The following is a 16001-nucleotide window of genomic DNA, read 5'->3' as shown; positions in this document are numbered from 1 at the left end:
CGTGGCAAAAGCGACGCCAGTTGCCTGGCAGGTAGGCCGATGGCGTCGCTCGAAAGTCGCTAGCGCCTCGCTCCAAACCATTAGCCACCGCCCAATACCTGATGCCTTATCCTACTGTCCCATACCCTACTGTCAGATGCCTTAGTGTTTTAGGGCGCGAATGTTGTTTAGCCAGTTTGGATTGGCATCGCGATAATCTCGAAAACGCTCTCAAAATGCTAGCTCCATCATTGGGTCTTGTCTGTGTCCTATTTCGCTCCTGCTCAGTCGACGACAGGCAGAGGCAAGCCCTCGATGTATTGGCCGTGGAGCATATGCAATTGCAAAGTGTGGTTGATCACGATGTCATTGCGGCGAGACTGAGTGCTGTCGGTTTCCTTCCACATGCCATCAATAAACTTTCGCAGTGCTTGTTGATCGAAGAAACCAACGGCTGCAACCCGTTCAGCCGTCAGCCAATGTTCGATCATTTCATCGAGTGCGGCTCGCTTCACCGGATCGGTATGAGCGGGAGGAGCCATGAAGGCAAATTTCTCGCGCTCGTACAATTCTCTGGGTAGAACATTGACCATCGCTTCCCGAAGAACCCATTTTTCGACACCATCGCGGATACGGACGTTGGGAGGGATTTGCGTCGCGTATTCGGCTAGGTGATGGTCAAGAAAGGCGGGACGTGCTTCCAGGCTATTGGCCATATCCATGCGATCGCCACCCCACGTTAGAATTTGGCCTTCGAGCATCGTCTTGCTCCAGGTGTATTGGGACGCATCCAAACGATGTCTTCCGCGTACTTGGTTGGGATCGATGGCATTGGCCACTTCGGCGACTGGGTCGTAGTCTTGCAAGAGGTCGGTAAGGGAGGATGAGAGTAGTGGGCGAAAACGCTGCAAGGTTAGCATCCAGGGTTGAATCCATGAGGGAGTAAACCCACACAAGTCCTGCCAAGCTGCATGGTGTTGGTCTTCTTCGGCAAGAATGGCGCCGGCAAAAAGTCCATTTTCTCCTTCACTGCCCAGCCAATCTCGTTTGAAGAAAGGATAGCCACCGAACAATTCGTCGGAGCCTTCGCCGGTGATTACCGCCTTGAAGTTACAAGCGCGCACGCGGCGGCTCATGTGCCATTTCGCAACTGCCAGCGTATTGTAAAAGGTGCGTTCTGCGTGCCAAGTTGCGCGTTCGAAAGCTGGTCCGTACAATTCCTTTTCGGTCAAGCACAAGAGCTCTTGCTCGGCTCCGGTGCGCTCGGCCATAAGTTTTGCGATGTGCGATTCATCGTATTCCGCGTTGTCGAAAGCGATGGTAAAGGCTTTTACTGGTGATTGCTGCAGGTGTGTAGCCAAGCCAAGTATGGAGCAGCTGTCGATTCCACCCGACAGGTAGCATCCGACCGGTACATCCGCCTCTAAACGGGTGGCGACCGCATCGATGAGGCGATCCTGAACTCCCTGGATATATTCCTGGGGATCGGCATTCATGTCGTGGGACTCGGGGAAGGTGAAGTCCCACCACCGCTTGGTTTGGGTTGTGATGCGCCCATTTTTCAGATCGACAATGAGCATGTGCCCCGGCTGCAACGCGTCAACTCCCTGAAACGCAGTGCTGCCTGGCACCATGACTTGCATCATTTGGTGCACCGCTGCGTGTGGGCAAAGTTTTGGGGCAATCGCAGGATGGCGCACGATTGATTTGACTTCCGATCCCCACACGATGCCTTGCTCATGCAACGCGTAGTAGAGTGGCTTAATGCCAAATCGATCGCGGATGAGGATGAGTCGCTGACGCCGCACATCGAACAGCACGATCGCAAATTCGCCTCGAAGTTGATGGACGAAATCCAAACCGTCCCGTTCATAGAGTGGCAGGACAATGGCGCTGTCACTCTTGACGGGACTCTCGAGAGTTTGGCAAGACAACTGGGTCCGCAGTCGTTTGTAGTCGTACAGTTCTCCATTGACGGTCGCGGTCAACTGCCCATCGCGGGAGGTAATGGGTTGATGCCCATGATTCAAACCAACCAGTGACAGACGCGTGTGCCCCAGTGCCAGCCCGCGGTCGGTATAGAGATGGCTGCCACGATCATCGGGACCGCGATGATCCAAGACGTCAAGCATGCGATCGAGCGTCATCCGCAGTACGCGTTCATTGGTTACTGAGGGGGTCCAAAATCCGGTGATTCCACACATAAGTATTCGGCTGTATTTCTTGCAAAATGGTTGGAGCGAGAACTCAACAACAGGCATCGGGGGCGTCCATGGGGACGCTTGGGGATTTACTTAGAGATTCCGCCAATGCGGTTCAATCGATCCAAGACCGAGATGAGCAGTGCCTGACGCGCGAACACGGCACCAGCGGCTTGCGCGAAGTACAGGTTATGGTGAGTGTCGTCGAGAGACTCTGAAAGTTCGCTATTGCGAGCAAGAGGGTGCATGATGACCGCATCCCGCTTGAACTGGCATGAGAGGTCGAGCTTGTAGCGGCTATCCAAATTGCGATAACTATCGCCTAAGAATGCAATGGAATTCACATACACCACATCCAACTCTGGCAGGACTTTGCGTGCATCATTGGTGATGTCGATGGGAATCGGGGATTGGTCGATCGGCTCGGTTAGGTCGAGTCCAACTGGATCTGCCATTTCGGAGATCAAGGTAATGCGTTTCACTGCACCGGTGAACATGAGAGCAAGTCGCAGGAAGCTTTTTACCGCTCGCATTGAGCCAGGCGTACCGATGATGCCGAGGTGGACTTGCTGATCTTCGGGGCAATCTTCAAAACATAACTCAGGTCGCCATTTGAGCAAGGCGTACCAGTCGGTCAGGGCTTGAGTCGGATGGTGTCCCGAACCATTTCCGGCGTTGATCAAGGGACGCTGTAGATTGCGGCGGATCTCATCGATGCTTTGAGTGTCGGGATGACGCATGATCACGACATCACCGTAGGTATTAAACATCTCACCAATATCGGCCAAGGATTCCCCTTTGGCAATTCCGGTTACCTGGCCGTCCGGAACGGACAGAACTTTTCCATCGAGCCGTTGCACCGCACTTTCGAAGGAGAGGCGGGTCCGCGTACTCGGTTCAAAGAAGGCCGTGATGGCAATTTTTCCATCCAGCGGTTTGTCGATTTCAACATTCCGGCGTTCAAGAACGGCCGCTAATTGGGACAGCGCGATCACGGTGCGGCGGTCGAACTGTCGAGGGTTGATGATCGATTGTCCGGCCAGGGCGTCGAGGGCTTCGCGATCGAGACAACCCGAAGTTGCCTCCAGCAGTCGCTCCGGTTGGAGTCGTAAGCCCTTGGAGTTGGTGGCAAACTCACTCAGTGCGTGGGAGACCTGAGTTTTGGTGAGCGTATTCATCGGTTTACCAAATCTGATTGTGTTGGGAGTCTCTGAACAGAAATACGAGCAGTATCAAGATTCCCAGACTGCACATTATCAGTCCGCCAATCACCAATACTTGCAACAGCCAAGCTGGAAATATCAACAACGCACCACTCCCCATGAGGGGGGCGTATGGCGGGCGTTGTTTCCAGGATTAGGTGAGCTCACGTTGGGGCTCCTCAGCCGAGGTTTCGGGGGATTGGGACAAGGTTAGAAAGTCGAATTGGGCTGGAAAGAGGAAGCAGCCAAGGGCAAAGACGATGCCCGAGACGGCGGCCCCGACCAGGGAGCCCACGAACCAGCCAATTCCATAATAGGCGATCAAGCCAGCGAGGCTACCCAGCAGCATGGATGCCGAGGCGGCGATGGGGCCTGCGCGGCGGAAATATAAGCCCCCTACAATTGGCCAAATACAGCTTCCCACCATCGGGCCTGCTAGAAAGAGAACGGTTGCTAGGGAACCGACATTGGGTAGTGCGCAGCTCCAGGCCACGGCTCCCAGCAGGATAATACTGTAGGTCGACCAACGGCGTTTGCTCGCATCGGAGAGCGACGTGGCGGCGAGCGGCTCGAGAATGTCGTTCACCATCAAGTCGCTTGTCGCGGCCAGAAGACTATCAATGCTGGATGCCAAGGAGCAAAACACCACGATGAACACGAGCACTGCCCCGCCGTAGCCGAGCAGGGTGGCCGCGACCAACGGTCCAACGGTATCGGGTTGGCTGATGCCAATGCCCAATGCGGGGGCTGCCAAGCCTAGGAAACCGGCCACGATTGGGACGGGCAACCAGATCAATCCCCCCAGCACATAGGCTTTGGGGCCAACCCCTTCACGCATCGCAAACGCACGGCTCCACCATACATTACTATGAAATATCTCCCCTATTCCGAACAGTAAATTGTTGAACAGGGCCATCAATGCAGCAGGAAACAGGACAGCGAGCAACATGGGGCGTTCGGTCCTGAGATTCTCGTGTATCTCAGGGATGTTCACTTGTGTCAGTACAGCAACACCGACGACTACCAGGCCGATCAGAATAATCACGCTTTGAATGAAATCGGTTCCGATCACAGCAAACATGCCACCGCACAAGGTGTACAGCACGCACACGCAAATCACGACACTCATCCCAATCGGATAGGGAATCCCGGAGAGGATGTTGAGCAGTTTGCCGCCAGCCATCGACATGGAGATCAGCCAGGTCAATGCGTAGAACAGGGAGATAAGCAAGAAGGGAATCGCGCCAGGTGTTCCGTAGCGACGCCTAACAAATTCGACCGCCGTGTAGCCGTTCGGCATCAATTGGCGGATTCGGGCACTCATCGGGGCAAAGGCGAACAGGCCGAAGCTGGCGGTCGAATAGGCGAGAGCCCCCCAGACACCTAGTTGCAGTGCAAATTGCGGCGCCAGCATCGTGGTGTTCGACGTAATCCAAGTCGCAACAGTGGTTGCAGTGGCCAAGGCCAATCCGACGTTGCGACCGGCGACGGAAAACCCATCGTAGGAGGTGGCGCGTCGGCCCCACCACAACCCGAGTCCTACCCACAGGACGCTGAATAGTGCCAGCAAAATATAGCCTGCTTCTTGGCTCAGAATCTGGCCAGCAGCAAGTGGTATCATCGCATTCTTTCGTCGTGGGCAACCTGGGACCGCTTGCCGAGGGTTGCTCCGCCGGCGATGACCACTAGCAGGAGCACAAATAGGATCAAGCCGATGGCAAACAGTGTCATCGCTTGGGCCAAAGGCCAGTGTTCCACCTTCACTTGAGCTGGAACCGAAGTTTGCGCCAGTCGCCCGCCCGCTGCGTCGTAGGCTTCGACATGGAAGGCATATTCGCCATCGCCTAAGCCCGAGAGGAAGGCGCTATTCCAAACTCCTCGATAGACCTCACGCTGCTCGTCATCAATGACTGCATAGGTCGTAGCTGACTCTACGGGCTGCCACTTCAGCGAGAGATAGCCCTCGCGTACCAGCGGGAATTGCCGTTGGTCGAACTCAATTTCCGGGACCGCTAGAGCTGAAGCGAGTGGTGCCTCGAGAGAAGGGGCCGACGGATCTTGCCCGTAGACAGGCGAGGCCTGAAACCAAAGACTGAACAGCAAAATCCAAAGCGGGCTAAAAACCCATTTGCTGCAGCTCAATTTGCCGGGTTGGCAAATAGACACTCTATCTCCAAAGGGGCAGTTAACCGTTCTACTGACAAGTGCGCCGTTCCATGGACGTCCCCAGTAAATGAACGCCTCGAATAAAATCGCGGTTACATCGTAGCAGAAATGGTCGGCAGGATAAACCACGCTTGGCACTGCCACTGGAATATGCCCTAGAAGGCAGCCTGAAGACGGATTCGATCCACACAGTGCTCAAGAAATACAGTGCTCAAGAAATAACAGTGCCCAAGAAATAACAGTGCCCAAGAAATACCGTATCGCTGAAACCTAGTGTTGTTGAAGTCGTCCGGCGACAGGTTCTATCGCGCTGAGACTGAGATTTGCCCGTTCCAGCCACGGGAGTCTTGCTCTGCCGCTCGCTCCATCGCGAATCCTTGCGGTGGCCTGCCAGAAGACCGAGTATCAGAAGCCCGAGTGAATGCACCTGAGTGCAGGCGATTCGACGCACACTTGGGGCGCATGATGACGTCGGCCCGAATCGCCTCAGCAAGCACTTGGTCTGCGCGGCTCCAGCCAGCGTGCTAACGGCTAGCCTGTGTAATTTAGCGAATTGGTTGGCAGTGGGCTGGCAACAATTGGCTGGCACCGACGCGCACCGGCCAGGATGACGAACTGGGGGTCAAAGTTCTGAAGTCTGGAGCGAGTCGTTGTTCGCGGGACCGTTAACATTGGAGAGGAGTGGTTTCAAGCCGTCCAGCCATGCTTGGGCAACAGCGCGATGTCCTTCGGCCGTTAAGTGGATTGCATCGCCCAGATAGTCCGGATTGCATGTTAGGAGCTGGGAGACGTCGATGAGAGGTGTCTGGGTCTCACTGGCTGCATCGCGTATGGTCTGAGTGATCCATTGTGCAATTCTTTGATTGGCCGCAATTTGCTCGGGAGAGTTGCCTAGAAAATGCGTGGCCCCATTGTCGCACTCTGCTCGAGCTGCCATCAGTTGGGTGCTCAGGATCGGAGTTGCCCCCTGCTCGCGAACGCTTTGGATCAGGGCCCGTAGGTCCCGTTGGAAGCCTGCTTCTCCCTGTGCGGTGATGCGTGTCTCTGCGCCTGCAGGCGGGGCGAATTTGGGGCGCGCCGCCGGGAATAGGCGGAATCGCAGTAGCCCGTACAGCACGCTGTGCGACAGCGCGCGCTGAGACCATGGGGGGGCGGCGGGTGTTTTCGCTTGGAGGCTCTCGGTCTCCCGGATCGCGAATTCAGAGTCGTTCCAGCCCAGGTAGAGCAGTACCCAGTCGGGCGCGAGCGGAGCGATTTCCGTTTCAAACCGCTGCAAGCACTGGTGCATGTTGTAGCCTGGGACTCCCGCATTCAGGACTTCGAAACGTTTCGCAGGATGAGCACCGGTTGTCGTGTTGGCGTCAGTGCTTGGAGTGGCGTGGATGCTCGGTGGAGTGGGCGCGTTGAGTTCCGCTTCCAGGATCCGGCATGAATCCTCGTTCCTTCCGGCTAGGTAACCGAACACGCTCGATCCGCCCAATACGGCAATTCTTAAGGTGCCATGCGGTTTGGGAACTTCAATTTCAGGTCCCCGCAGCCCGAGCGAGTTGGTGTGGACATCGTAGGTCGTCGATCGCAGTCGCAAATTGCGGCGCAGAGTGTAGCCTGCTTGAGGATGCGGGACGAAAAATACCAGTCCAGTTGCGTAGCAATTTGCTGTCCAACCACGGCTGGCCACGTAGACTCTCAATCCAATTTCGGCTAGGCCTAAGGCGATCCCCAAACCAATCAGGGCAGCGAGTAACGCAAGCCACCTGCGCCGGCGGCGCGCGATACCACCTGGTTGGGGACCGAGTGGAGTGTGGGGGGGAGGCGTGCTCATGGGGTGCTCGACGTGCGGTGGAGATGCTTTCGTTTTGCTGGTTTCTCGTGCGATTCGATCCATCGCACCTCTATGTCATGTTATCATGCTGGGCTGTTTATTGCAGGCGACTTGGGCTTGCCTTAGAACTTGCATTCAATGCCCATCCATCCCATAGCTCCGATAGGAAAATCATCCATGCTCCGAAAGAAACCGCGTCTTTTATTTAGCCTGCTCGGCCTGTTAGGGGCCTTCAGTCTGGCTGGCTCTACCGTTCAAGCAGAGTCGCCTGCCAACGCATTAACTCGCCCTGAATCGCTGAGTGGTTGGACATTGCTGTTCGACGGGAAAACGACAGATGGCTGGCGAAATTATAAGCAGGACAAGGTTTCGGACGGTTGGAAAGTCGTGGACGGAGCATTGGTGCGTGAAGGCAAAGGCGCCGGCGACATCATCACCGACAAGGAGTTCAAGTATTTTGAGCTGTCTTTGGAATACAAAATTTCCGAAGGTGGCAACAGTGGCTTGATGTTCCATGTTACCGAAGAGAATGATACCCCTTGGCAAAGTGGACCTGAAATTCAGGTGCAAGACAATGTTGCTGGCCATGATCCACAGAAGGCTGGCTGGCTCTACCAAATGTACAAGCCAGGAGCGGCATCGCGCGGGGGCGAACCTCTGGATGCTACGCGTCCGGCGGGAGAATGGAATCAGTTGTATCTACGCATCGCAGCCAATCAGTGCGAAGTCGATATGAATGGCACACGCTACTTCACCTTCAACTTGGGGGATGATAAGTGGAAGGAGTTAGTTGCGAAGAGCAAGTTTGCAGCTTACCCCGGGTTTGGAGCCGCCGGCAAGGGACATCTCTGTCTGCAAGACCATGGCAACCTGGTCTCTTACCGCAGTATTAAAATTCGGGAGTTGCCCGATGATGGAAAGGTCCAGCAACCTATCGATGGAACGTTGAAGCTGAAGGGGGAGCTGGCTTTCCCGAAACTTAAGTGGGAGGGTGTGGAGTCCATTGATGACGGTGGAAATGTCCGCAAGTTGCGCATCATGGAACTTACCTTCGCCAAGGGAGACAGCAAGCGTCTATTTGCGGTTGCCCAACGCGGTACGATCTACACCTTTGAAAACAACCGCGATACTGAACAAGCCAGCTTGTTCTTAGATCTGCAGGATAAAGTTTCCCAATGGAATGGTCCTGGTGCCAACGAACAGGGGCTCCTCGGACTCGCTCTGCATCCGCAGTTCGTCGACAATGGCCAGTTCTTCGTGTGCTACACCGCGCAGGACGATGATCGCTCCGTGATCTCGCGCTTTCGCGTTAGTAAAGACAATCCCAATCAAGCGGATCCCGCTTCGGAAGAGGTGCTGCTCGAAGTCCCGCAGCCATTCAAGAACCATAATGGCGGGTCCATGGAATTTGGTCACGACGGGTTCTTGTACGTTGCCTTCGGTGATGGCGGACTGCGGAATGATCCCAATGCGAATGGCCAAGATCGAAGCACTCTGCTGGGATCCGTCATCCGCATTGACGTCGATACCAAATCTGGCGATCTGGCCTATGGGATTCCTCGTGACAACCCGCTGGTCAACGTGGCAGGCACGCGGCCTGAAATCTACGCTTACGGGCTGCGCAACCCATGGCGGATTTCGTTTGATTCGAAAACCGGGCGTCTGTGGTGTGGCGACGTCGGGCAAGAATTGTGGGAAGAGGTGAACGTCCTAGAAAAAGGTGGTAACTACGGTTGGAGCAATCGCGAAGGAACTCATCCGTTCGGCAATCGGCCAGAGGTTGATGGGGTTTCGCAACCGATAGAGCCAGTTTGGGAATACGATCACAGTGTGGGCAAGTCCATTACTGGTGGACGGGTTTACAATGCCGCGCGCCTGCCTGATTTGCAGGGCAAATACATCTACGCCGACTATGTCAGCGGTGGTGTGTGGGCTTTGACCTACGATGCAAAGACGGGTACCGCAAGCCGCAATGAGCAAGTGATCGCCGGCGGGATTCCCGTTTTAGCATTCGGTGAAGATCCAAGTGGTGAAGTCTACTACTTCATCGATAGCGCTCGGGGTGAGTGCATCTACCGCTTCGCAGCCGCAGAGTAGACTTTTTAGCTCTGCATGATGGTTGTTCCGACGAACGCTGCTCGACGCGATCTTTGTCGCGTTGAGCAGCTTTCTTGTATTCGTGATTCAACGGTCGTTTTCGACCCCAAGAAGGTTGCTATCCCATGGTGAGCGTTCGACTGGTTGGTCTACTCGTGGCGTTGACGCTCAGTGCTCAAGTGTTGAAACCGTCCGCCGCCGCGCCGCCGACAGCTGAGCGGCCGCCGAACATTATCTTCATGCCGCCGAACATTATCTTCATTCTGTGCGATGATCTTGGGTGGGGAGATTTGGGCGTTCTCTATCAGAATACATCACTGCACGACCGTAAGCACAAGACACCTCAGATTGATCGCCTTGCGTTGGAGGGAGTGCAGTTGCGAGCGCACTACTGCCCTGCCCCGGTCTGTGCGCCGAGTCGCGCCTCGTTGCTGACTGGAGTTCACCAAGGTCACGCTGCCGTCCGCGACAACCAATTTGACAAGATGCTGGAGAACAATCATACGTTAGCAACGGTAATGCGTTCAGCCGGTTACCGCACGGCCATCATAGGCAAGTACGGTTTGCAAGGCGCTGGTGAGAACCCCGGTCAGTGGGAGGGCTACCCCACTCACCGCGGATTTGATGAGTTCTTCGGATATGTGGAACATCGTTCGGGCCATCAACACTACCCAGGGAATTCCTGGCCGCTGGGAAACAGTCCTGCTCATAAGTCTCCTCAAAAGCTGTGGCACAACGATCGAGAGATTTCGTCGCAGTTAGCCAATTGTTACACCACCGATCTGTTTACCGCACGCAGTAAACACTGGATCGGCGAGCAGGTGGCCGATCATCCGGAGCAGCCCTTCTTTCTCTACTTAGCCTACGATACGCCGCATGCCGCTTTGCAAGTTCCGACTTGCGCCTATCCAGCCGGGAGTGGACTTGCAGGTGGCGTGCAATGGCTTGGAAAGCCAGGCGAGATGATCAACACCGCAAAGGGTGAGATTGATTCTTATCGCCACCCCGACTACGTGGGGCACGGGTGGTCGGATGTCGAGGAACGCTTTGCAACCATGGTTCGCCGCATTGATGACAGCGTAGGGGATCTACTGCAGACCTTGAAGGATATGCAGATCGATGAGCAAACTCTAGTTGTTTTCTCGAGTGACAATGGCCCGCATCACGAATCCTATTTGCAGGGTGCGGAATACGCGCCAACTTCGTTTCAGTCTTACGGGCCCTTCGAAGGGACCAAGCGAGATACTTGGGAGGGCGGAGTCCGCATGCCAACACTGGTGCGTTGGCCGCAGCATATTCCTGCTGGAGGAGTCGATGAACAGCCGAGCCAATTCCAGGATTGGATGCCAACCTTTGCAGAGCTTGCTGGGGGAGTTGCCCCGGCCCGGACCGATGGAGTGTCTCTGTTGCCTAGTCTGTTGCAAGCGGGGAAACGCGCGGAAAGCACGATTTATGTTGAGTATCAGAATGGTGGCCGGACAGAGAGGTATCAAGACTTCAGTCCAGCCAAGCGAGGGGCGTTCCGCAAGCAAATGCAGGTCTTTCATCTCGACGGTTTCAAAGGAGTGCGAACCAATATCCAAGCGCATCGCGATCCGTTCCAGATTTACGATCTATCAAGTGATCCCAAAGAACTCAAAAATCTAGCCGGTTCGTCTCGCCAATTCGACGAGCTCAACCGGCGGATGCAGGACCGTGTATTGCAGCTGCGAGTCGCCAATGATTCGGCACCGCGACCCTATGACAAGGAATTGATTCCTGCGGTGAATATAGAGGGGCTGCAGCCTGGTTTAGCATGGTCTGCTTTTGAGGGAGATTTTTCCTATGTACCACAAGTCGCCTCGCTGAACGCGGCTGAGCGGGGAACGGCCTCAGGTTGCAGTGCGACCTCGGCTGGATCCCAAGTCCTGCATTTTCACGGCTATCTAAAAGCTCCCGTGGATGGCGACTACCAATTGGCAGTGCGCACGTCGACGCGTGGCTTTGTCCGATTGCACGCCGCTGGGATCTTGGATGCCGACTTTGACTATCCATCGGGCACCGTGCGTTCCAGGTCGCTGCATCTACAGGCTGGCTTGCATCCGATTCAAATCACCTGCCTCGCGGATAACTCCGGCAAGGGGGAAGTGGAGTTGTTGTGGACCACTCCCGACGAGAATGACCTGCATGCTCTGCCGAATCAAGTTCTAAGCCACGCCCAATAGGCCACGCAAGGTTGCGAAGGAAGGTTCATTGATGACTACTCTGGATCCCATTGATCAGTTTTTGCAGGGAAACGTTTTCGCCGTAGTGGGCGCCTCCGACAATCGCCAAAAATATGGCAACAAAGTCCTGATGGCCTACTTGAAATCGGGGTATCGGGCAATTCCTGTCAATCCAACCGCTGATGAAATTGAAGGCCAAGTCGTCTATCCGAACCTCTCAGCCATTGCCGAACCGGTGCATGGAGTTTCAGTGATTACCCCACCATCGGTCACCGAGAAAGTCGTTCGGGAAGCGATCGATTTGGGGATTCAGCACATTTGGTTGCAACCTGGAGCTGAGTCGGAGACGGCAATTCGAATCGCCCAGGAGGCAGGTGTGGAGATGTTGCACAGCGGCCCCTGCCTATTGGTAGCCTTGGCCTTAAGGTAACGACCTGTCCTCCACCGAGGGCCACTGCTAAACAAGCCATTGAGAGTAGCATTGGCCCATCGCCCTGCTCCAATCGTAACCCGCAGCGTGAGCAAGGCAGCGTGGTCGTCGCTACACGGCGGCTGAGCCTGCTACCTTCGCGGCCAAACTGAAAACACTTTCAAATCAACAAGCCGGGTAAGCAAGGGCAGAGTGGTTTTCGTTACCTTTGGTTCGAGGTGTAAGTTTTTGTGAAGTCTGAAAACTGAGAGAAGCATCAACCTGCACAGCTTCGAGCAAGTTGAGATTGTCCGGTGGAATTGGTTTTGGCTGAAGCACTGTTTAATTGAGGAGTCGGAATGAAACGCGCGTTGTTAGTCGTAGATGTTCAAAACGAGTACTTTACGGGAGCCCTGCCGATCACGCACCCCGCCGGTCATTTGGAGAAAATACTGCAGGCCATGGATAGCGCTCAAACGCAGCAGGTTCCGACCGTTGTGATTCAGCACTTTTTTCCACAACCCGAGATGCCTTTCTTTCAAAAAGGGACAGAGGGATGGGCTTTGCATCCGGAGGTTGCGAAGCGTCCGCACGACCTGCTGTTACAGAAATCACTTCCGGGGAGTTTTACCAACACCGAGCTTGAAGCTTGGCTGCGGGAACGCGGCGTGGAAACGTTGACTCTGGCGGGTTACATGACACACATGTGCTGTGATACGACTGCCCGGCAAGGCGTGCATCGCGGGTTTAAGGTGGAGTTCTTGAGCGACGCGACCGGAACACTCGCCTTAGACAATTCGGCAGGTAAGGTATCAGCAGAGGAATTGCATCGCGCGATTCTGTGCGCGCAGCAAATGATGCTCAGCGAAGTCTTGGATGTTGAATCCTGGATTGCACGCTTGAAAAGCTAACGGTCTTCTTTCGCCGAGTGTAGCGATTGCTCTAGCGGTGTCCGGTCTAGCAGGACAATGGTGCTGAGGCTCGTTCGCACTCCCCATGCCTGCCGATAGTGAAAAAGTGTTGAAGCCGTCATGGCCAGCCCCCTGCGGCGTTGAGTTGGCAAGATGGTTAGTTGGCAAGATGGTTAGTCGGCAAGATGGTGCGTGCGGCAGGGAGAGTTGCCAGCGATCGCACCGCCTGAGCAAGCTGGCGGAAAACCTGGGTACCTGCCTTGGGCGGGGCGAAATCAATGCTGTTCAGAAGGTTGCTCAGGAGCAGCGCTGCTTCTGCTGGGAGCCGTCGTGGCCGCCAGGGGGCCTGGCTTCAGCGCGCTGCTGCGCCCAGCCCCGCTGTGCTCCGGTACGCCTGCTCTCCGAAAAAAGGTGCTATTGGGCCAGCACTGCCGGCAATCCACGCGCACTGAGCGGTCTAGTCGCGTGAACTAGTTGCGACTAAGCGAAGTGTTTGGCGATGGCTTCGGCGGTGACTGGCTGCACAACTCCTCGCTCGGTAATGAGGGCGGTGATGAGTTCTGCGGGAGTGACGTCGAAGGCGGGATTGTAGACGTCAATTCCGCTAGGCGCCAGCTTCTGACCATAGGGAGCGATGACTTCTTGATGATCGCGCTGTTCGATCGGAATTTCGGCGCCGTCGGACAGCGTCATGTCAAAGGTGCTGCTGGGGGCGGCGACGTAAAAAGGAACGCCGTGGAATTTAGCCGAAACGGCCAATCCATACGTGCCAATCTTATTCGCGGCATCACCACGTGATGTGATGCGGTCGGCACCGACGATTACCGCATCAATTTTGCGAGTTTGCATGACGTGGGCGGACATGGAGTCGCAAATGATCGTGGTGGGAATGTTGCGTTGCTGCAGTTCCCAGGCGGTTAGCCGAGCACCTTGCCAGAGTGGGCGAGTTTCGTCGGCATAGACCTGAATTGATTTTCCTTGGTCTTGGCAGGTGAACATCACGCTGAGGGCTGTGCCATACTCGGCCGTAGCCAATCCACCCGCATTGCAGTGAGTCATGAGAGTAGCGCCGTCGGGAATTAATTCTGCTCCATGGCGTCCGATAGCGTGGCACATCGCTCGATCCTCCTCGTGGATCGCACGAGCCTCGGCAAGCAGGGCTTGCCCAAGTTCGCTACCGCCTGCCCGGGAAGCGTTGATGACGTGGTCCATCCGATCCAAGGCCCAGAACAAGTTAACCGCGGTTGGGCGGCTGGTGGCCAAGTATTTGGCAGCACTGGTCGCAGCTTCTGCCAGGCTGGTGGAATGGGCTGCCGTCTTGCCGTGCTGCGATAGGACGACACCGTAGGCGGCGGCGATTCCGATCGCTGGAGCTCCTCGAACTCGCAAGGTCTTGATGGCTTCCCATACGGTTTCCACGTTGTGGCATTTAATCAATCGCAGCTCGCCAGGTAGCAGCGTTTGATCGATCAATTGCAAGTAGCCATCGGACTCACCGATCCATTGGACTGCGGCTGGAGAGGACGAGGTCGTGGGATTGGGGGTGGTGGGTTGATTCATTGTCTCGGAATTAGCTTCGCAGTGTGTGCAGAGGTAGGTTGAAGGTTTCGGCGACGGCGGTCTGGGTGACTTTGCCGGCCAAAATGTTGGTTGCTGTGGAAAGTGGGCCACCGAGCCGGGTGGCGCAATCTGCGCCAGCATTGGCAAGGCGCAACACCCAGGGGAGTGTCACATTGCAGAGGGCGAAAGTACTCGTGCGTCCCACGGCCCCAGGCATGTTCGTCACGCAATAGTGCACTACATCATCGATCAGAAAGGTTGGATCTTTGTGAGTGGTGGGGCGACTGGTTTCAACGCAGCCGCCTTGATCGATAGCGACATCGATAATGACCGAGCCTGGTTTCATCAGCCGCAGATCTTCTTGTTTGACGAGGTGCGGCGCTTTGGCGCCAGGGATCAGTACCGAACCGATGACCAGATCCGCAAGTTTCAATTGATCGCGAATGGTGTGACGATCGCTGAACAGCACGTTGACGTTGGCTGGCATGACGTCGTCCAGGTATCGTAGGCGATCCATGTTGACATCGAGGATTGCCACGTCGGCTTGGAAACCGGCGGCAATTTTGGCCGCGTTGGCCCCCACGACACCGCCTCCCAACACGCTAATGTGGGCTGGAGCAACGCCCGGAACGCCGCCCAGGAGAATGCCACGTCCCATTTGCGGCCGCTCGAGATACTTGGCTCCCTCCTGGATACTCATCCGCCCAGCTACTTCGCTCATGGGGGTCAGCAGGGAGAGTCTACCCTTTTCGTCCTGCAAGGTCTCGTAGGCGAGGCACGTTGCACCACTGTCGATCATGGCTTCGGTAAGCACTCGGCTCGCGGCGAAGTGGAAGTAGGTGAAGACGATTTGGCCTGAGCGGACGAGCGCGAACTCGTCGGCTTGCGGCTCTTTGACCTTCACTACCAATTCGGCTTCACGGTAAACATCAGCAGCGCTGGCAACCAATCTCGCTCCAGCCTGCAAGTACGCATGGTCGGCGAGTCCAGAGCCGATGCCGGCACCGGCCTGCACCACGACTTGATGGCCAGCCGCGGTAAGGATTTCCACTCCCACGGGAAGCATGGCGACGCGGTATTCATCCTGTTTGACCTCTGCAGGTACGCCGATAATCACTAGGACACCTCTCTATAGGAACTGTTGGATTTCAAGTTGCGATGACCAGCTGCTAGCTCGCGCCGCCACGGAGTTGGGAGCCTGCCGCCAATGGGCTTCGCTTGAAGTGGGAAACCGTTCACCTTGGCGAGTCAAATGTCGTTATCATACTGCAAGTACGCTCGTGAGGGGCACCGGGGGAGCTTGGCATGTGGACGGTCTGACTGCAATTTACGGTTGGCCGCATACCTAAGTGTTCCCTGGCAATCCGTCAACTCTACGGTCTGGGAGTGTGTCAGGCGAAGCGATTCCGCAGGCCATCAATCGCGCTCTTTCGCGAATGGAAGTTTTTTA

At 55.7% G+C, this 16001-nt stretch carries 11 protein-coding genes; 4 read left to right on the top strand and 7 right to left on the bottom strand.

The annotated features are described in order from the left end of the window. Window positions 1-263: 263 nt before the first annotated feature. From asnB to Q31a_RS21245, 5 genes are all read right to left on the bottom strand, one after another. Window positions 264-2240: an asparagine synthase (glutamine-hydrolyzing) gene (gene asnB, locus Q31a_RS21265; protein ID WP_231690873.1), complete on the bottom strand. Its 1977-nt coding sequence runs from the start codon at window positions 2238-2240 to the stop codon at window positions 264-266. A gap of 29 nt (window positions 2241-2269) precedes the next feature. Beyond that, window positions 2270-3358: an aspartate/ornithine carbamoyltransferase family protein gene (locus tag Q31a_RS21260; RefSeq protein WP_145082348.1), complete on the bottom strand. Its 1089-nt coding sequence runs from the start codon at window positions 3356-3358 to the stop codon at window positions 2270-2272. Window positions 3359-3536: 178 nt separating this feature from the next. Further along, entirely contained in the window at window positions 3537-5003 is a 1467-nt protein-coding gene (locus tag Q31a_RS21255; protein ID WP_145082346.1) for a sodium:solute symporter family transporter, read from the bottom strand. Further along, the gene (locus Q31a_RS21250; RefSeq protein WP_145082345.1) at window positions 5000-5548 is read right to left on the bottom strand and encodes a hypothetical protein; all 549 of its coding nucleotides are present in this window, start codon (window positions 5546-5548) and stop codon (window positions 5000-5002) included. Before Q31a_RS21250 ends, Q31a_RS21255 begins: the two co-directional genes overlap by 4 nt. Before the next feature lie 622 nt (window positions 5549-6170). Continuing rightward, window positions 6171-7433 (bottom strand): SGNH/GDSL hydrolase family protein, encoded by a 1263-nt coding sequence (locus Q31a_RS21245; protein ID WP_231690872.1) that lies wholly within the window; start codon window positions 7431-7433, stop codon window positions 6171-6173. A gap of 114 nt (window positions 7434-7547) precedes the next feature. On the opposite strand from Q31a_RS21245, the gene Q31a_RS21240 reads away from it, so the two are divergent. The 4 genes from Q31a_RS21240 (at window position 7548) to Q31a_RS21225 (ending at window position 12991) form a co-directional block, all read left to right on the top strand. After that, window positions 7548-9467 (top strand): family 16 glycoside hydrolase, encoded by a 1920-nt coding sequence (locus Q31a_RS21240; RefSeq protein ID WP_145082343.1) that lies wholly within the window; start codon window positions 7548-7550, stop codon window positions 9465-9467. 125 nt (window positions 9468-9592) lie between these two features. Then, complete coding sequence (locus Q31a_RS21235; RefSeq protein ID WP_145082341.1) at window positions 9593-11671, top strand: sulfatase-like hydrolase/transferase; 2079 nt, start codon at window positions 9593-9595, stop codon at window positions 11669-11671. A gap of 31 nt (window positions 11672-11702) precedes the next feature. Then, window positions 11703-12101, top strand: coding sequence for a CoA-binding protein (locus Q31a_RS21230; RefSeq protein ID WP_145082339.1), 399 nt, complete (start codon window positions 11703-11705; stop codon window positions 12099-12101). Between the two features lie 338 nt (window positions 12102-12439). Further along, window positions 12440-12991 carry a cysteine hydrolase family protein gene (locus Q31a_RS21225; RefSeq protein ID WP_145082337.1) on the top strand — a complete coding sequence of 184 codons (552 nt, stop codon included), beginning with the start codon at window positions 12440-12442 and terminating at the stop codon, window positions 12989-12991. Between the two features lie 480 nt (window positions 12992-13471). On the opposite strand, the gene mtnA is transcribed toward Q31a_RS21225, so the two are convergent. After that, on the bottom strand, window positions 13472-14551 hold the full coding sequence (mtnA, locus tag Q31a_RS21220; protein WP_145082334.1) for an S-methyl-5-thioribose-1-phosphate isomerase: 1080 nt from the start codon (window positions 14549-14551) through the stop codon (window positions 13472-13474). Window positions 14552-14561: 10 nt separating this feature from the next. Then, window positions 14562-15668 carry an alanine dehydrogenase gene (ald, locus tag Q31a_RS21215; RefSeq protein WP_145082332.1) on the bottom strand — a complete coding sequence of 369 codons (1107 nt, stop codon included), beginning with the start codon at window positions 15666-15668 and terminating at the stop codon, window positions 14562-14564. Window positions 15669-16001 lie beyond the last annotated feature (333 nt).

Origin of the sequence: Aureliella helgolandensis (genome assembly GCF_007752135.1) — a bacterium.
Lineage (GTDB): Bacteria > Planctomycetota > Planctomycetia > Pirellulales > Pirellulaceae > Aureliella > Aureliella helgolandensis.
The sequence above is the reverse complement of the archived record's forward strand: the minus strand, read 5'-3'. Positions and strand labels throughout refer to the sequence as shown.

What these genes read in the sequence shown, in the direction of transcription:
- asnB (WP_231690873.1), bottom strand. Translation starts at nt 2,240, where the DNA reads ATGCCTGTTGTTGAGTTCTCGCTCCAACCATTTTGCAAGAAATACAGC.
- Q31a_RS21260 (WP_145082348.1), bottom strand. Translation starts at nt 3,358, where the DNA reads ATGAATACGCTCACCAAAACTCAGGTCTCCCACGCACTGAGTGAGTTT.
- Q31a_RS21255 (WP_145082346.1), bottom strand. Translation starts at nt 5,003, where the DNA reads ATGATACCACTTGCTGCTGGCCAGATTCTGAGCCAAGAAGCAGGCTAT.
- Q31a_RS21245 (WP_231690872.1), bottom strand. Translation starts at nt 7,433, where the DNA reads ATGGATCGAATCGCACGAGAAACCAGCAAAACGAAAGCATCTCCACCG.
- Q31a_RS21240 (WP_145082343.1), top strand. Translation starts at nt 7,548, where the DNA reads ATGCTCCGAAAGAAACCGCGTCTTTTATTTAGCCTGCTCGGCCTGTTA.
- Q31a_RS21235 (WP_145082341.1), top strand. Translation starts at nt 9,593, where the DNA reads ATGGTGAGCGTTCGACTGGTTGGTCTACTCGTGGCGTTGACGCTCAGT.
- Q31a_RS21230 (WP_145082339.1), top strand. Translation starts at nt 11,703, where the DNA reads ATGACTACTCTGGATCCCATTGATCAGTTTTTGCAGGGAAACGTTTTC.
- Q31a_RS21225 (WP_145082337.1), top strand. Translation starts at nt 12,440, where the DNA reads ATGAAACGCGCGTTGTTAGTCGTAGATGTTCAAAACGAGTACTTTACG.
- mtnA (WP_145082334.1), bottom strand. Translation starts at nt 14,551, where the DNA reads ATGAATCAACCCACCACCCCCAATCCCACGACCTCGTCCTCTCCAGCC.